Annotated in this window: 13 protein-coding genes; 8 read left to right on the forward strand and 5 right to left on the reverse strand. The window is 56.9% G+C overall.

The genetic code is table 11. The features are described 5' to 3' along the window. Window positions 1–62: 62 nt before the first annotated feature. The 4 genes from OI69_RS09885 to pdxB all read right to left on the reverse strand — a co-directional run bounded on the left by OI69_RS09885 (window position 63) and on the right by pdxB (window position 3,905). On the reverse strand, window positions 63–725 hold the full coding sequence (locus OI69_RS09885; protein ID WP_039349459.1) for a DedA family protein: 663 nt from the start codon (window positions 723–725) through the stop codon (window positions 63–65). A gap of 22 nt (window positions 726–747) precedes the next feature. Beyond that, window positions 748–1,599 (reverse strand): tRNA pseudouridine(38-40) synthase TruA, encoded by an 852-nt coding sequence (gene truA, locus OI69_RS09890; protein WP_052198347.1) that lies wholly within the window; start codon window positions 1,597–1,599, stop codon window positions 748–750. Next, window positions 1,599–2,609: an aspartate-semialdehyde dehydrogenase gene (locus OI69_RS09895; protein ID WP_039349462.1), complete on the reverse strand. Its 1,011-nt coding sequence runs from the start codon at window positions 2,607–2,609 to the stop codon at window positions 1,599–1,601. The genes truA and OI69_RS09895 overlap by 1 nt, the downstream gene beginning before the upstream one ends. Window positions 2,610–2,768: 159 nt before the next feature. Continuing rightward, complete coding sequence (pdxB, locus tag OI69_RS09900; RefSeq protein WP_039349465.1) at window positions 2,769–3,905, reverse strand: 4-phosphoerythronate dehydrogenase PdxB; 1,137 nt, start codon at window positions 3,903–3,905, stop codon at window positions 2,769–2,771. Between the two features lie 160 nt (window positions 3,906–4,065). Here pdxB and flk point away from each other — a divergent pair, with 160 nt between their 5' ends. Then, window positions 4,066–5,301, forward strand: coding sequence for a flagella biosynthesis regulator Flk (flk, locus tag OI69_RS09905; protein WP_039349469.1), 1,236 nt, complete (start codon window positions 4,066–4,068; stop codon window positions 5,299–5,301). Window positions 5,302–5,391: 90 nt separating this feature from the next. Here the strand turns inward: flk and fabB are convergent, their stop codons facing one another. Further along, complete coding sequence (gene fabB, locus OI69_RS09910; RefSeq protein WP_039349472.1) at window positions 5,392–6,609, reverse strand: beta-ketoacyl-ACP synthase I; 1,218 nt, start codon at window positions 6,607–6,609, stop codon at window positions 5,392–5,394. A 172-nt stretch (window positions 6,610–6,781) separates the two neighbouring features. Here fabB and mnmC point away from each other — a divergent pair, with 172 nt between their 5' ends. The 7 genes from mnmC to OI69_RS09945 all read left to right on the forward strand — a co-directional run bounded on the left by mnmC (window position 6,782) and on the right by OI69_RS09945 (window position 16,883). Continuing rightward, complete coding sequence (gene mnmC / locus OI69_RS09915) at window positions 6,782–8,812, forward strand: bifunctional tRNA (5-methylaminomethyl-2-thiouridine)(34)-methyltransferase MnmD/FAD-dependent 5-carboxymethylaminomethyl-2-thiouridine(34) oxidoreductase MnmC (RefSeq protein ID WP_039349475.1); 2,031 nt, start codon at window positions 6,782–6,784, stop codon at window positions 8,810–8,812. Window positions 8,813–8,948: 136 nt separating this feature from the next. Then, entirely contained in the window at window positions 8,949–9,773 is an 825-nt protein-coding gene (locus OI69_RS09920; RefSeq protein WP_200886919.1) for an ATP-binding cassette domain-containing protein, read from the forward strand. After that, entirely contained in the window at window positions 9,770–10,606 is an 837-nt protein-coding gene (locus tag OI69_RS09925) for an ABC transporter ATP-binding protein (RefSeq protein ID WP_039349477.1), read from the forward strand. Before OI69_RS09920 ends, OI69_RS09925 begins: the two co-directional genes overlap by 4 nt. An 84-nt stretch (window positions 10,607–10,690) precedes the next feature. After that, window positions 10,691–11,938: an MDR family MFS transporter gene (locus OI69_RS09930; RefSeq protein WP_039349480.1), complete on the forward strand. Its 1,248-nt coding sequence runs from the start codon at window positions 10,691–10,693 to the stop codon at window positions 11,936–11,938. Window positions 11,939–11,948: 10 nt separating this feature from the next. Beyond that, a complete protein-coding gene (locus OI69_RS09935) occupies window positions 11,949–13,460 on the forward strand; it encodes an ABC transporter substrate-binding protein (protein WP_039349487.1) in 1,512 nt (503 codons plus the stop codon). Window positions 13,461–13,498: 38 nt separating this feature from the next. Then, a complete protein-coding gene (locus OI69_RS09940) occupies window positions 13,499–15,277 on the forward strand; it encodes an ABC transporter permease subunit (RefSeq protein WP_039349489.1) in 1,779 nt (592 codons plus the stop codon). A gap of 145 nt (window positions 15,278–15,422) precedes the next feature. After that, on the forward strand, window positions 15,423–16,883 hold the full coding sequence (locus OI69_RS09945; protein WP_039349492.1) for an AMP nucleosidase: 1,461 nt from the start codon (window positions 15,423–15,425) through the stop codon (window positions 16,881–16,883). Window positions 16,884–17,010: the final 127 nt, after the last annotated feature.

A 17,010-nucleotide genomic window follows, 5' to 3' on the forward strand; every position in this document is an offset into this window, starting at 1 on the left:
AACCATAACGCTCCGGGACTGTGGATAAAAAACTGGTCAAACCGGATGTTAAAATACTTCACTTATTTCACATTGCCGCGCATGGCCGTTCTACGATGGCGGGCAATCTCAATAATGCCAGGCAGAATAGAGAGGAAAATAATCGCGACAATCAGCAATTTCAGATTTTCCTGCACTACAGGCAAATCGCCGAACAGGTAGCCCGCATAGGTGAACGACAGCACCCACAGCAGCGCACCAATAACATTATAGGCGGCAAAATGCCGATAGCTCATGTGCCCCATTCCGGCGACAAACGGCGCAAATGTTCTCACAATCGGGACAAAGCGCGCCAGAATTATCGTCTTGCCGCCGTGACGTGCGTAAAACGCATGCGTTTTATCCAGATAGCTACGGCGGAAAATTTTTGAGTTCGGGTTGCTAAACAGTTTCTCACCGAATAGGCGTCCTATCGTGTAGTTCACGGCATCGCCCGTAACCGCGGCAACAATCATCAGGAACACCATCGTATGCACATTCAGATCGTTCGACGGCAGCGCCGCCAGCGCACCTGCGACAAACAACAGCGAATCCCCCGGCAAAAACGGCGTCACCACCAGCCCCGTCTCACAGAACAAGATCAGAAACAAAATGGCATAAACCCAGACACCATATTGCGCCACCAGTTCCGCCAGATGGACGTCAATGTGCAGAATAAAATCAATAATAAACTGTATAAACTCCATCACAGCGTCTTCTCCCAAAACGTTAATCGGCCAAAAAGAGTGGCCCCATCGTAGGCTGCGGCAAAGCAAAACGGGCGGGGTAATCCACTGCAACCAAATACAGGCCTTCAGCTCTGGCCGTCGCGGCCGCCAGCGTACGATCTTTGGCCGCCAGTAATTCCGCAATCCACGATTCGGGTCGGTTGCCACAACCGACTTCCATCAGGCTGCCCACAATGTTACGTACCATGTGGTGAACGAACGCATTGGCCTTAATATCTACCACGATATAGTCACCGTGGCGTGTAACCTTTAAATGATTTACATAGCGCCACGGCGTGCGCGACTGGCACTGCACAGCCCGAAAAGAGGTGAAATCATTTTCCCCTAACAGACACTGCCCGGCCCGCTCCATGCGTTCCGTATCCAACGGGTGATAAAAATGCGTCATACCGTGTGAAAGCACGGCGGGGCGATAGCGATGATTATAAATGACATAACGGTAGCGGCGCGCCGTCGCGCTGAAACGCGCATGAAAATCCTCATCCACGGTTTTCACCCAGCGCACCGCGATGTCCGGCGGTAAATTCGCATTCACCCCCATCGTCCAGGCAGCGTCTTTTCGGATCGCCTGCGTGGTGAAATGCACTACTTGCCCCGTTCCGTGAACCCCGGCATCGGTTCGTCCGGCGCAAAACACCTCTATCGGTTCATCCGCGACTTTGCTCAGTGCCTTTTCAAGGCAGGCCTGAACACTGGCAACATCAGACTGACGCTGCCAGCCATAATACTGGCTACCGTCATACTCAATGCCCAGCGCGACTTTCAGCGAGGCGCGTTCGTTTTCCGCAACGGCAACAGCCTGAATTACCGCCGCCTGAGTGGTTTCCGACATTACCCGAGATACTCCTGCACCAGACATTCTGCCGTTGCCACTGCCATCAACGCGCCGCCAAAACGGGCGTTATCCGCAACCGACCAGAATTGCAGCAGTTCAGGAATACCGTAATCATTACGTAGGCAGCCAACGCTCAGTTGCCCATTGCCGGATGCATCACCAACCTGCGTTGGGTAATCCTGCTCGTCGCTCACCTGAATGTTTCCGGCATTGAGCAGTTCGTCACGGGCTTCTTCCGCAGACAGCAGGCGCAGCGCTTCAAGATGAACAACCTGCGCGTGACCGTAGAACACCGGCGACTGGATGCAGGTCACGGAAATCGGTAATCCTTCGTCCTGTAAGACTTTACGCACCTGATCCACCAAACGACGTTCTTCGCGCACGCTACCCACCTCATCCGGCAGTAAAGGCAACAAATTGAACGCCAGTTGTTTCGGGAACATGCCTTCTTCGGGCGGAATACCGTTCAGCAAACGGGCGCTTTGCCCAGCCAAATCGTCTATCGCTGCTTTACCGTGCGCGGAAACTGACAACATATTGACGACATGCAGGCGCGAAAGTCCGGCGGCATCAGTTAGCGGTTTAATTGCCGTCAGCAGTTGGCTGGTCAGGCTATCCGCCACCGCGACGATATTGCGGTTACGATAATCCGCCAACGTATGCGTATTCACGCCTGGCACCACCAGCGGGACATCCGGCTCCAGTGCGAACAGGCCGCTACTGTCGATGACCAGACAGCCCGCCTCCCCCGCCTCTTCCGCATAGCGGGCGCTGACATCTTGTCCGGCGACAAAAAACGCCAATTGCGCCTGTGACCAGTCAAAATCAGCCACATCGGTGACCAGACAGGATTTGCCGTTAAACCGTATCGTTTCACCCGCGCTACGTTCGCTGGCCAGCGGATACAGTTCCCCCACCGGGAATTCACGTTCCTGCAATAATTCCAGTAACGCCGTGCCTACTGCGCCCGTTGCGCCTAGCAGAGCAATATTCCAGCCGTCAGACATTTGGTTCTCTCCCAAATTTTGAATGAAACACAAATCATGAAGTAAACTGACAGACGATAGCGATACCGTCTGTCAGTTCATGAATAAATAACTGTCCATTAATGAATAAAGAGTAGGCTTGTGCAACGCCTCGCCAGCGGAAGCCTCAAGAGCACGCCGTTAACGTGCGCCCCGCACTGACGCCGTGAATCCCAGCGCGTTCAGGCAATCTGCGCTACTGGCATCGGCACAGATAACATGGAGTGACGACCATTCGCGTCGTTCCTGATAATGTTTACGCAGACGATCAAATTCGCCGTCCTGATGCGCAACATGGCGTAACAGCGCATCATCCCGACGCACATCATACACCAGATGCACCAGACGTTTTAGCAACGCCTCATCCAGCGATGCAGTCAATGTTACTTCGGCATACTCAGGTTCAGGTAACAGCGACGCCAGCGCTACCTGCTGCGGCGTTCCGACAAATTCGCTCCAGGCTTCAAAAACCTGCGTAGTCCCGCGCGCTTTCCCTTCCAACGTATAGCCCGCAATGTGCGCGGTACCGATATCCACTCGCGCTAACAGTTCGATTGATAACTCAGGTTCTGGCTCCCATACGTCAAGAATGACGCTGAGCTTTTTCCCCTGTTGCAGTGCTGTAAGCAGTGCCGCGTTGTCCACCACCGAGCCACGACAGGCATTGATCAGAATACGTCCGTCAGCCAACGCGCTCAGCACATTGGCATCAACCAAATGGTGCGTCCGGTACGGCCCGTCCATGAACAATGGCGTATGCAGTGTCAGAATATCGGCATCACGCACCAGCGTCTCTAGCGGCAGAAAATCCCCCGCATCACCGCGATCGGCACGCGGTGGATCGCACAACAGCGTTTTAACACCCCAGGCCTTAAGGCGTGCATCCAGACGCCGGCCAACATTCCCCACGCCGACAATCCCTACGGTTTTATCACGCAATTGAAAGCCATCACGCTCGGCCAGCATCAGCAAAGAAGAAAACACGTACTCCACCACGGCGATGGCATTGCAACCGGGAGCCGCAGAAAACGCGATACCGTTGGCATTAAGCCAGGCATCATCAACATGGTCGGTGCCTGCCGTTGCGCTGCCGACAAATTTTACCGTCGAGCCAGACAGCAGATCCGCATTCACCTTCGTGACCGATCGCACCATCAGCGCATCCGCCCTTGCCAATAGATCGCGCGGTAAAGGGCGACCCGGTACGGCCTGAACCTCACCCAAACGGCTGAAAAGCTCGCGAGCATACGGCATATTCTCATCAACCAGAATCTTCATTATTTTCTCCGACATCGGTAGCCAGCCCAAAAAAGCGGGGAGACATTTTGCCACCGAATGACGAAGAAGCCCAAGGGGTTATTCTGATGCGATGGCTACCTAATCTAATCGGAGATTGCTATGATTCATCTCAATCATGACGGCTGTGAGGATAACCGATATGCAACCAGTAAGCGGCCCAGTAGCCCCACTGCCCGGCGAACGCGCGGTTACGTCGACAACCACGTCGTTAACATCAGCGTCTAACGCAGCAGGTTCGGCCAACAGCGACAGGCCACTGACGCTGGCGCAGCGCACCACGCTGGAGAATTTGGTTCTTAAAATTGCCTCGCTGACAACATCAAAGACAGCGGAGATCTGGACGACAGTAAAACAGGGATTGGGGCTGGCAGAAAATAACGAGCTGCTGTCCCGCCATTACCAGCCTGCCGAGCAACTCCTCCAGACACGTCTAACGCAGGCGCAAGATAGCGGTGGACGTCAGCAATTGCTGCAACGTCTAACGGATATGCTGTCTCAGGGAAACAATCGCCAGGCAGTCAGCCATTTCATCCAGCAACAGTTCGGCAGCACCACGCTCAGCGCGCTGAACAAAACGCAGTTACAGCAGGTAGTTACGCTGCTGCAAAACGGGCATATTCCGCAGTCAACGGCATCAGCGACACCACCACAAGCGGCTCAAGCGGCCCACTCGCCTGAACGCCCACTCTCTCCGGCGGAACAACGCGGCTTAAATCAGCTAGTGACTCGCTTAGCAACCATGAGCGGAGAACAGCCTGCGCGAGTGTTAAGCAATCTGATGATGATGCAGAATCTTAACGCAGGCGACGCGATCCCCGCCAAGCATCTGCCACTGCTCACGCAGTTTCTGCAAGCGCAGGTTGAGCTACAGCAGGCACAGACGCTGCTGCGAGCCACTTCATCCGCGCCACAGGGAGCACAGACCAGTGCCGGAACAACAGGCGCAGCATCAGCCCCGTTGACGGGCAACACCATTAATCAGGCTAACGCGAATCTGTCATCACAACAGCCGCTACCGGCACAAAACACGCTGCTTTCCCCGAACCTCGCCCCGTTGCAGGCGCTGTTACCACAGCCGATGACCATGCAGGAACAGAAATTATTGATGGATTACACGCAGAATCGCTTCAATATCGGGTTGCAAACCCCGCTAACGCCGATGCAAGTGAGCGATTTGCTGACGTTGCTGTTTACCCAGCGCATCCAGCGTGCGCAGGAAACAGACTGGACGACCACATCACAACTGCTGCACCCGTTGTTTAACCCGCTGATTGCCTCACTGCCACTCAGTTGGCAATCTTTGTTCCATAAGCCGATGTTTTTGGTGATTGTCAGCACCTGCGTGGCGGCATTTCTGCTTTGGGTGCTGATCTAGCACCAACCTCACTGGGTTATGACTCACCACAGACAAAAAACCCCGAGGCCTGCGCCTACGGGGTTTGTATGGGTCAGAGAGATAACGCGATTATTTATCGAGCTTTCTCATGACCAGCGTCGCGTTCGTACCGCCGAATCCAAAGCTATTAGACATCACCGTAGTCAGCTTACGTTCCGTCGGCTGAGTCACAATATTCAGACCAGCGGCTTGCTCATCCAGATTTTCCACGTTAATGCTCGGTGCCACAAAACCGTGCTCCAGCATCAACAATGAATAAATCGCTTCCTGAACGCCTGCCGCACCCAGAGAGTGACCGGTCATCGCTTTGGTCGCGGAGATGGCTGGCGAGTTGTCACCAAACACTTCACGAATCGCACCCAGTTCCTTCACATCGCCCACCGGCGTTGATGTACCGTGAGAGTTCAGGTAGTCAATTGGCGTATCCACACCGTTCATCGCCATCTTCATGCAGCGCACCGCGCCTTCACCCGATGGAGCCACCATATCGGCACCGTCAGACGTCGCACCATAACCGACAACCTCTGCGTAGATATGCGCACCGCGCGCCAGAGCGTGTTCCAGCTCTTCGACAACCACCATACCGCCACCGCCTGCAATCACGAAGCCATCGCGATCGGCATCATAGGTACGGGAGGCTTTTTCTGGTGTTTCATTGTATTTGGTGGACAGCGCGCCCATCGCATCAAACTCACAGGCCAGTTCCCAGCACAGTTCTTCAGCGCCGCCCGCGAACACGATATCCTGTTTGCCCATCTGGATTTGCTCAACCGCGTTACCGATACAGTGTGCGGAGGTGGCACAGGCGGAGCTGATGGAGTAGTTCACGCCGTGAATTTTGAATGGGGTGGCCAGACAGGCGGATACCGCAGAACCCATTGATTTGGTTACGACATAAGGGCCAACAGCTTTCAGACCACGCGGGCTACGCATGGCGTCAGCGCCAAACACCTGATAGCGCGCAGAACCGCCGGAACCGGCAATCAGGCCAACGCGCGGGTTATTCTGATAGACCTCATCAGACAGCCCGGAATCTTTAATCGCCTGCTCCATGGATAAGTAGGCATAAATCGATGCATCACTCATAAAACGCACAACTTTGCGATCGATGAGGCCGGTGGTGTCCAGTTTGACATTCCCCCAGACGTGACTACGCATACCGGAATCTTTCAGCTCTTGAGAGAACGTAATACCCGAGCGGCCTTCCCGCAATGATGCCAGAACTTCCTGCTGGTTATTACCGATGCTTGATACGATCCCCAGACCAGTAATCACTGCACGTTTCATTTAATACCTCTTATTGCACTTGTAGAGTTTGGGATTTCGCTTCGCACTTTAGCGTACAGTTGTAAGCTGAACAAGTCCGATCAGCCGAACTACCGTGAAATTATTGCTAAATTTGCGCCACGATATTCCGCCCGTTAAAATCTCGCCATCACTTGAATAATGAGCTTTTACCGTGACGAACCTTCCCATCCAGCACGCGTCGCTAAGTTGGAACGCTCAGGGTACACCTGTATCGCAACAGTTTGATGACGTCTATTTTTCGAATCAGGATGGGTTAGCCGAAACCCGTTATGTGTTTTTAAAAGGCAATCAGTTTCCTGAACGGTTCGCCACGCACCCACGCGCAGCCTGCGTGATAGCAGAAACCGGCTTTGGCACCGGCCTGAATTTTCTGACGCTGTGGCAAGCCTTTGCCGAGTTTCGCCAACAGCAGCCGCAGGCCGCATTGCGACATTTGCATTTCATCAGCTTCGAGAAGTTTCCCCTGCGCCGTCACGACCTGGCGGCCGCACATGCCCAGTGGCCGGAACTGGCCGCGTTCGCCGATGAACTACGTCAGCAGTGGCCGCTACCGCTACCGGGCTGTCATCGGCTGATTCTGGCGCAGGGCAGCATCACGCTCGATTTGTGGTTCGGGGACGTCAACGCCTTACTGCCTGAACTGGATGACACCCTGAATCACCAGATTGACGCCTGGTTTCTGGACGGTTTTGCGCCGTCCAAGAACCCGGATATGTGGACAGATAATCTGTTTCAGGCAATGGCGCGTTTGTGCCGTAAAGAAGGCACGTTTGCCACCTTTACCGCCGCAGGTTTTGTGCGTCGCGGTCTGCAACAGGCCGGGTTTCAGGTCAGCAAAATAAAAGGGTTCGGGCAGAAACGGGAGATGCTGAGCGGTATTTTGCAAGACATCCTCCCCGTTACCTCGCCAACGCCGTGGTATGCGCGTCCCGCAGCCAGCACCACGGACGATATTGCGATTATCGGCGGCGGTATTGCCAGCGTGCTCACCGCGCTTGCTCTGCAACGGCGCGGTGCGAACGTCACGCTCTACTGCGAGGAGGCACAGCCTGCTACGGGCGCATCCGGCAATCGCCAGGGCGCACTGTATCCTCTGCTGAATAACACGCACGATGCGGTATCCCGCTTTTTCTCCCTCGCGTTTGACTTTGCCCACCGTCGTTACACGGCGCTGGCGCAACAGGGGCTGGAATTTGAACACCAGTGGTGTGGCGTCAGTCAGCTTGCCTGGGATGAAAAAAGTGCGCGTAAAATCGAACAGATTCTGCAAGGAGAATGGCCGGAAGAACTGGTCGTTAGCGTGGAGGCACAGCAACTGGAAAAACAGAGCGGTCTAAATCCCGGCGTAAACGGCATCACCTATCCCGGTGGCGGCTGGCTATGTCCGGCAGAACTCACCGCCTCGGCGCTAAAGCTGGCACAACAGAACGGCCTGTCGGTACAAATGAATACCGCCGTTTCCGCATTGGAGCAGACGGATAGCGGCTGGGGACTCACCTTAAGCACGGGTCAGCAAGTCAATCACGCCGTCGTGGTGCTGGCAAATGGCTACCAAATCACCGACTGGCCACAAACCCGTCATTTACCCGGCTATGCCGTGCGTGGGCAGGTCAGCCATGTTCCTACCAACCCCGTATTAGGTCAGCTAAAACAGGTGCTGTGCTACGACGGCTATCTGACGCCAGTCAGCCCATACCATCAGACACACTGCATCGGGGCAAGCTATGTGCGGGGAGAAACACGTTGTGATTATCGGGAAGAAGAGCAACAAGAGAATCGCCAGCGGCTGCTGAACTGTTTGCCCAACGCTGAGTGGGCTAACACGATCGACATCAGCGACGCGCAGGCGCGTCAGGGCGTTCGCTGCGCGCTGCGCGACCATCTACCGCTACTAGGCGCAGTACCGGATTATGAAAAAACGCTGGCAGAGTATAAAGATCGGCTCCATCCTCAGCACCGTGCCAACACCGTACCGCGCGCGCCCTATTGGCAGGATCTGTTTATCATCGGCGCGTTAGGCTCACGCGGCCTCTGCTCTGCGCCACTCGCGGCGGAAATTCTGGCCTCACACATGTATGGCGAACCCCTGCCGCTGGATCGCGCTACGCTCGCCGCGCTCAACCCCAATCGTTTCTGGATAAGGAAATTACTGAAAGGCAAACCTGTAACACTCAGTGAATAAACTCTCGCCGACGCAGATAATCAGTGCTGCGTCGGTAACGTTATTTAATCGCTCTGCATCACATTTCCTTTGCATCACGTCGTCGCAATTTGTTATGTTATTACATATCCATTTACATCAACCGTACACATTCACCATGATCAGCAGGGACAGACACACAGACGCCATTCTTCAGGTCGATCATCTCAGCCTGTCTATTGGCGGTGACAGCAAAGTCAGCGATATCAGCTTTACGCTGTTCGCAGGTGAACGTGTCTGTTTACTCGGCGCATCCGGTTCCGGTAAATCCCTCACCGCCAAAGCGGTCATTGGCACCCCGCCAGCGGGATGCCAGGTGCGCGGCAAAATTCGTGTGAATGGCGATGAAGTGGGTCAGTTGAAAGCGCTGGCACGCCCGCACGCCAGTCGAGTCTCTGCGGTTTTTCAGGATTCCGCCACGGCGCTTAATCCTCTTATGCCGTTAGGAAAACAGCTATCGTTGGCATTGAAAACGACCTCTTTCGCTGAGCTTTCCGCGCTTTTGGCAGCCATGAAGCTGGACGATATTCCCAATCTGTTGCAACGCTACCCTGCCGAACTGTCCGGCGGTCAGCGCCAGCGCATTTGCATTACCCTCGCGCTGCTTGGCAAGACGCGCCTGCTGGTGGCAGACGAACCCACAACCGCGCTGGATGTCATTACTCAGCAGCAGGTATTGCAAGTCTTACAGGCGCGGAGCACACAGCCGGATGCCCCCGCCCTGCTGTTTATTACCCATGATATCGCGGTTGCCGCTCAGCTCTGTCAGCGCGGATTGGTGATGGAAAACGGTCGGATCATTGAATCCGGCAGTATGCGGCAACTGCTGAATGCGCCGAAGCAGCCGTATACCCGCAGTCTGGTCGCCGCTGCACGTCACGCTGACCGTCTGTTACCTGATCATGCATTATTCAATTCTGTTGCCGGAGCGCTTGCCGGATGAATCAGCGCCTGCATGCAGTGCCTTCACCGTTTTTAAGCCTTGAACACATCAGCCGCTATCGCCAGACAGCGCGTTTGCCGTGGCAAAAAGCCGATCCTGCCAGCGCCATTTTTCACGATTTGTCGCTGAATCTGCAACAGCATGAACGCGTCGGACTCGTCGGTGCCTCGGGTTGTGGTAAATCCACGCTGCTGAAAACCCTGCTGGCGCTTGAAGCGCCGGAAAGCGGCGCGGTGTACTGCGATGGCAACCAGATAAAGCCTGGGTCAGTGCGTTCGCTGCTCTGGTATCGCCGCCGCGTGCAATACATTCCGCAGGATCCGGCAGGCTCACTCGCGCCACGCCAGCGCGTCGCCGCTCTCCTCGCGGAACCGTTGAAACGGCTCCGTCCGACTGAGAATATGCGCGATGGTGAGAAAAATTCGGCTCGCCTGCGTGACGTGATGGATCAGGTAGGGCTGAGTCTCACGCTTCTGGACAAGGTCGCCGGGCAGCTTTCCGGTGGGCAGGCACAGCGCGTCGCACTGGCACGGGCGCTGATGGTGCGCCCCGACTTTTTACTCGCGGATGAGCCTGTCAGCGGTCTGGATTTACCGCTACGCGAACAGATCAAAGCTCTGCTGCAACAGATCACCGAACACAACAAGATGGGCTTATTGATGGTATCGCACGATATATCCATGCTTGCCGGGCTGTGCGACAGAATGCTGGTCATGGATGGCGGGCGCATCATTGAAGATCGTCCCACGGCAGAGGTGCTGGCGTCACCACAGCAGGCGCATACTGCCCGTCTGTTGCAGGCGGTGCCCGCGCTGTCGGCCTCCGGCTATTAGCTCACGGCATGCGCACTTTTTACCCTACAATCTTGCTTCGATAACCCATTCCCCATAACGGGCTTTTTTATAACGGATGATTGAATGTCAGACCTGACCGCCAGCCGCACCCCGCGGCCTTATCCCCCGCTGCTGCTCGGCAGCCAGCTTGTTTTCAATATTGGCTTTTATGCCGTCGTACCGTTTCTGGCTATTTTCCTGCGCGACGACATGCTGCTTTCCGGCTGGGCCATCGGGCTGGTCATCGGGTTACGCACCTTTTCGCAACAGGGGATGTTTCTGGTAGGGGGTGCGCTGGCTGACCGCTTCGGCGCTCGCGTGATCATTCTCTGCGGCTGTGTTGTGCGTATTAGCGGCTATTTACTGCTGGCGTTGGGCGACTCACTGTGGCCGATTATTCTCGGCGCCTGTCTGACTGGCGTCGGCGGCGCACTGTTCTCGCCTGCCATTGAAGCGTTGATGGCACAGGCCGGTACGCAAAGTGAAAAAGAGGGAAAACGCAGCCGCTCTGAGTGGTTTGCCCTGTTTGCGATCTGCGGCGAACTGGGCGCGGTACTGGGGCCACTGCTTGGTTCGGTACTGGCTGGCTACGGATTCCAGCGCGTGGCGCTGGCGGGCGCTGGCGTTTTTGTTATCGCGCTTATCGTGCTGTTCTTCAGCCTGCCGCCGACCCAGCGTAATCAGGGGGAATTGCATATTGCCCCCTGGTGGGAAACCTTTCGTCAGCGTCGTTTCGTCGCGTTCATCATCGCCTATAGCGCTTATCTGTTCAGCTACAACCAGCTCTATCTGGCGCTGCCGGTTGAACTGCATCGCTCCGGCAGCAGTGAGAAAGATCTCGGCCCGCTGTTTGTGTTGGCCTCACTGCTGGTGATCGGATTACAGCTCCCGCTGGCACGTTTTGCTCGCCGAGTTGGTGCGGCACGTATGCTGCCGCTGGGATTCGCGCTGCTCGCGGCTTCGTTCCTGAGCGTTGCACTGTTTGCTTCCACCACGCCGCCAGAAGGCTGGCAGCGTCTGCTTCCGGCGATCTCATTGATTACGCTGCTGACGCTGGGACAAATGCTGATCGTCCCCGTGGGGATGGATCTCATTCCTCGTTTTGCCAACAACCAGAATTTAGGGGCGCACTATGGCGCACTGGCGTCGATGGGCGGGATTGCGGTACTGGTCGGCAACTTCGTACTCGGCAGCCAGCTCGATCGCGCACTAACGCCCTCGCCACAGGCCGCGATTCCGTGGGTGCTGCTCGCCGCCGTTCCATTGTGTAGTTCACTGGCCATGATGGTTATATGCCGCCCGTTTAAATCCGTTTCCACTGTGAATGAATAAGGACAGACTGATGACGATGCGCAATGCCTTGTGGCCCATTTCTGGCCTGATCTCCGCCACGCTGTTGCTTGCTGGCTGCTTTAACGAGCCGGAGGAAAATCACCCCGCGCATCATGAAGGCCGGATCAAACTGGCTATGCTCCAGCCACCGCGCGCCGGCCTGACGCCACTGAGCGATGACGCTTTTAAGCTGTCGCGCTGGAGCACGGCGGAAACGCTGGTGGTGCTCGATAAACTCGGTGAAGCCCAGCCCGCACTGGCGACAAAATGGCAGCAGATCGATGATCAATCCTGGCGTTTTGAATTGCGTCCGAATGTCCATTTTCACGATAACACCACGCTCAATGCCGCGACGGTGGTCAACGCGCTCACGGTGGCCTCTACCGCCTCACCCAAACCCCGTATTCTGGACGGCGTGCAGTTGACGGTAAAAGCCGACGGCGATAACGCTGTCATTGTCTCCACCGCCAAACCGGATCCGCTGTTACCACTGCGTTTATCCAGCCCGCAGTTGGCGATACTCTCTACTCAGGCTTACGGTACGAATGGCGTCGTCAGTCCGATCAATACCGGAAGCGGGCCGTTCGTCCTGCGCGCCGTCACTGGCACCAGCAGCGCAGTATTGGATCGCTTCGACGGTTACTGGGGTGAAAAAGCACAGACCAGCGGTATCGATGTCAGCTTTGTGTCCGACGGCGCAGCGCGTGCGGCCGCACTGCGTACTGGTACGGCAGACATTGTGGAAGCGATTCCGGTGTCTCAGGCTCCGCTGCTGGATCAATCGCGGGTGCATGAAGTGCCGATGCCACGCACCAATACGCTATATCTGAATACGCGTCATGGCGTAATGCAAGATCCTGCCATGCGTGCCGCCGTACGTGATGCAATCAATCGCCAGCAGTTGGTGGATAACGTCTATGAGAAACGTGCCGATGTCGCTCAGGGTCTGTTAGGGCCTGCGCTGCCGTGGGCGGCGGAACTGCGTCAACCCGTCGCAAATCCGGTGAAAGCCCGTACGCCAGCGGGAGCGACCATCACGCTGGCGACATTCAGCGACCGCGCCGAACTGCCTGAAGTGGCGGTTTATCTGGCGCAGCAGCTTACCGCTGCCGGATTTACGGTGAAGCAGGTGGTGCGCGAATATGCGCAGATCGAGTCCGACGCGCTGGCAGGCAAGTTTGATGCCTTTATCTTATCGCGCGCCACCGTGCTGGATTCCGGCGATCCCGTGGCTTACCTGTACAGTGATTTTTCCTGTGAAGGCTCGTTCAATATCGCCCAACTGTGCCGTCCGGAAATCGATCAGGCGCTGCAAAAGGCAGCGGCGATCCCTGCGGGCGATGCTCGCCGTCAGGCCATTATGCAGGCAGAAAATCTGATCCTTGCCAGCGATGCGGCGATCCCCATGTTGCATGAGCGCGTGATTCAAGGGGAAAGCGCACAGGTAAAAGACGTCCTGCGTGACCCGCGTGAACGCACGCTGATTAATGCTGCCACGCATATTGCTATCGACGCAAAATAACGGGTTACACGCCCAGCAACCAGAAAGATGACGAGTTTATGAGCGAACCGCTATATTGCCGCACCTGTGCCACCCTCAACCAGACACAACGCCCGCGCTACGGCGTGTTGATCCCGCTGTTTTCACGGCTGCTGACGCTGGCGGGGATCGTGGTGCTGATTGGTATGCTGCCGTGGCTATCCGGTCAGGATCCGGCGCTGGCGCTACTGCGCGCCCGCTCCGGCGATCAGGAAGCCACTGCGGAGACGCTCAATGCCATTCGTCATGCTCTCGGGTTGGAGCAGGGGCCGCTGCGTTTACTGCTGAACTGGCTGACGGGCTTGCTGCACGGCGATGCGGGCAGCTCCTGGGTTTCAGGTCGGCCAGTGCTCCCGGGGATGTTGCAGGCGGCGGGCGTTTCGCTCACGCTAATGGCATGCTCCACGCTGGTGGCCTTCACGCTGGCTGCCGTGCTATGCGCTCCCACCTTTCGTCACGGGTTACGCGGTCAGGTTCTCCGTTCAGGTGGCCTGTTCGCCGCCTTGTTTACTGCGCTGCCTGAATTTCTGCTGGCGTCATTTCTGCTGATCGTCGGTGCCGTCTGGCTACAGTGGTTTCCTCCCTATGGCTGGCTGGGGTTGCACTATGCCGTCCTGCCGTCGCTGGCGCTCGGGATTCCGGCAGGCGGTTATCTTGGCCGAATTATTGCCGACGCCCTCTGCGCTACGTTTAGTGAAAATTGGTTAACTACCTGGAGTGTCGCGGGCGTCAGCCGTCGTCATATTGCGCTGGCGGTGTTGAAACGCACGTTGCCCAGCGTGATGCCGCTGGTCGGGCTGGTGTTGGTATCGTTAACCGGCGGTGCCATCGCCGTCGAAAAAGTGTTTGCCATTCCCGGTTTGGGACGCGCCACGCTGGGTGCCGCCGCCGCACAGGATCTCCCCGCATTACAGGCTGGCGTGCTGATTTTATTGCTCATCGCCTCGCTGGCCGGTATGGCGGCAGGCGGCGTACGCCTGCTGATTCTCGGCCGTGCCTTGCATAGCGGTGCGATGCCCGTGCCGGAAGAGCACGGTAATCCGGTATCTCGTCATGCGATCTGGCTGCCTCTCATCTGCGTGCTGTTGCTGACACTGTTGCTGCTGGCGGGTTTACCGCGCGATCCCTATCTCTCCGCTTTTCTGCGTCTGCAACCGCCATCCTTCGCGCTGCCCTTTGGCGCGGATGCCATGGGGCGAGATGTGCTGGCGCGCGTCGCACACGGCACGTTACATACCTGCCTGCTGGCGCTGGCGGTGTCGCTGGCCTGTCTGGCGCTTGGCCTGTTTGTCGGCCTGTTCCCACGCCTGCTCACCGGCCCGATCGAAATAGCGAATGCGCTACCGCCGGTGATAGCTGGGCTATTGGTCGCTGCGGTCAACGGCCCCAGCGCAACGGGGGCGGCGATTGCGGTGATTGCCGTCAGTTGGGCACCGCTGGCAGCCCACACAGCGGCGCTGGTCGCCGAAATCAATGCGCGCCCCTATATTCGGATGTTGCCGATACTCGGTGTGGGGCCAATACGTCGTAGCCTGTTCTATGTGCTGCCCGCGCTGGCTGGCCCCCTCTTTCGCCACGCGATGCTACGGCTGCCGGGTATCGCGCTGGCGCTGGCGTCACTCGGCTTTTTAGGATTGGGGGCGTCACCGCCGACGCCGGAATGGGGACGCGTACTGGCGGAAGGCATGCCGTACATCGAACGCGCCTTCTGGGGCGTACTGGCACCAGCGGCTGCACTCGGCGTGCTGTCGATACTGGCGGTAAGTGCAGCAAACCTCTCCGGTCGCCACCAACACTAATTCTACTTTTCCCAATCGCCGCCCCGTCAGATTCATGATGGCGGGTCTGCGCATCTTCAGTTACGCTGTGAGCTAACCTCTGCCGAGGTACTGAACATGAAGGTATAAAACATGAATAGTGCAGAGCGTGACTAAAGGAGAGAATATGCACAACAGCGGATCCCACATCAGTCCTGCCGTGACCCAAACTCTGGATAAACTGGAAGCGCTGTATGATGACGCCGTCTCAGCCCTGCGCGACGCTATCGGCGCGTTCATCAATAACGGCACGCTGCCCGATCCCGAGGCGCGTGCGGCGGGGTTATTCGCCTACCCGGCCTTGTGCGTCAGTTGGCGTGGCAATTCAACCGGACACCCCCGTCACCGCGCCTATGGGCGTTTTACCCATCCCGGCAGTTACTCCACTACCGTCACTCGCCCGGCTTTTTTACGCGCGTATCTGGCGGAGCAACTCATGCTGCTGGAAGGGGATTATGACGTCACCATTGAGGTCAGCCCGTCACAGCAGGAAATCCCCTTTCCCTATGTTCTCGACGGTTCCGATCTGATCCTCGATCGTTCCATGAGCGCGGGCATCGCCAAACATTTCCCCACCACCGAGCTATCGCAAATTGGGGACGAGACTGCGGATGGTTTGTTTCACGCCACGACCACATCGCCGCTGTCACACTTCGACGCGCTGCGCACCGATTTCTCGCTGGCGCGACTACGCCACTATACCGGCACCCCGGTAGAACATATTCAGCCGTTCATCCTTTTCACCAACTACACCCGCTATGTCGATGAGTTTGTACGCTGGGCCTGTGCGCAGATAGCCGACCCCGATAGCCCCTATGAGGCGCTGTCCTGTGCTGGCGGCATCTACATCACGGCTGATACGCCCAACCCCGAACAGACGGTGTCCGATCTGGCATGGAAGAACCACCAGATGCCCGCCTATCATCTGATTCCGCGACAGGGTAAAGGGATTACGATGGTCAATATCGGCGTCGGGCCGTCCAACGCCAAAACCATCTGCGATCATCTCGCGGTAATGCGCCCGCATGCCTGGTTGATGATCGGGCACTGCGGTGGCCTGCGTGAAAGCCAGTCCATTGGCGATTACGTGCTGGCGCACGCGTACCTGCGTGACGATCATGTGCTGGATGCCGTGTTGCCGCCGGACATCCCGATCCCCAGCATCGCCGAAGTGCAGCGCGCGCTGTATGACGCCACCAAGATGGTTAGCGGTATGCCGGGGGAAGAAGTCAAACAACGCCTGCGCACCGGCACCGTCGTCACCACCGATGACCGTAACTGGGAACTGCGCTACGCGGCCTCCGCTCTGCGGTTTAACCTGAGTCGCGCCGTCGCGGTAGATATGGAAAGCGCAACGATTGCCGCACAGGGTTATCGCTTCCGCGTGCCTTATGGCACGCTGCTATGCGTGTCGGACAAACCGTTGCACGGAGAGATCAAGCTGCCGGGACAGGCAAACCGTTTCTATGAAGGGGCGATTTCGGAGCATTTGCAGATTGGCATTTGCGCCATCGATCTGCTGCGGGCGGAAAGCGACAAGCTGCACTCACGCAAGCTGCGTACCTTTAACGAACCGCCGTTCCGCTAATGGGATAACATCTGTGCAAAACGGACAACCGCGGTTTGCGGGTGTCCGTTTTGCACTCATTTCCGGTTCCTCAGCCGCGAAGCACAGCAGGTCAAAAAATCTGCCCACGTATAACTTCAGCCCCAAT

The organism is Pectobacterium fontis, from assembly GCF_000803215.1.
Taxonomy (GTDB): domain Bacteria; phylum Pseudomonadota; class Gammaproteobacteria; order Enterobacterales; family Enterobacteriaceae; genus Pectobacterium; species Pectobacterium fontis.

Bases quoted from the DNA above. Each gene is read 5' to 3' on its own strand.
- OI69_RS09885 (WP_039349459.1), bottom strand. From the start codon at position 725: ATGGAGTTTATACAGTTTATTATTGATTTTATTCTGCACATTGACGTC.
- truA (WP_052198347.1), bottom strand. From the start codon at position 1,599: ATGTCGGAAACCACTCAGGCGGCGGTAATTCAGGCTGTTGCCGTTGCG.
- OI69_RS09895 (WP_039349462.1), bottom strand. From the start codon at position 2,609: ATGTCTGACGGCTGGAATATTGCTCTGCTAGGCGCAACGGGCGCAGTA.
- pdxB (WP_039349465.1), bottom strand. From the start codon at position 3,905: ATGAAGATTCTGGTTGATGAGAATATGCCGTATGCTCGCGAGCTTTTC.
- flk (WP_039349469.1), top strand. From the start codon at position 4,066: ATGCAACCAGTAAGCGGCCCAGTAGCCCCACTGCCCGGCGAACGCGCG.
- fabB (WP_039349472.1), bottom strand. From the start codon at position 6,609: ATGAAACGTGCAGTGATTACTGGTCTGGGGATCGTATCAAGCATCGGT.
- OI69_RS09920 (WP_200886919.1), top strand. From the start codon at position 8,949: ATGATCAGCAGGGACAGACACACAGACGCCATTCTTCAGGTCGATCAT.
- OI69_RS09925 (WP_039349477.1), top strand. From the start codon at position 9,770: ATGAATCAGCGCCTGCATGCAGTGCCTTCACCGTTTTTAAGCCTTGAA.
- OI69_RS09930 (WP_039349480.1), top strand. From the start codon at position 10,691: ATGTCAGACCTGACCGCCAGCCGCACCCCGCGGCCTTATCCCCCGCTG.
- OI69_RS09935 (WP_039349487.1), top strand. From the start codon at position 11,949: ATGACGATGCGCAATGCCTTGTGGCCCATTTCTGGCCTGATCTCCGCC.
- OI69_RS09940 (WP_039349489.1), top strand. From the start codon at position 13,499: ATGAGCGAACCGCTATATTGCCGCACCTGTGCCACCCTCAACCAGACA.
- OI69_RS09945 (WP_039349492.1), top strand. From the start codon at position 15,423: ATGCACAACAGCGGATCCCACATCAGTCCTGCCGTGACCCAAACTCTG.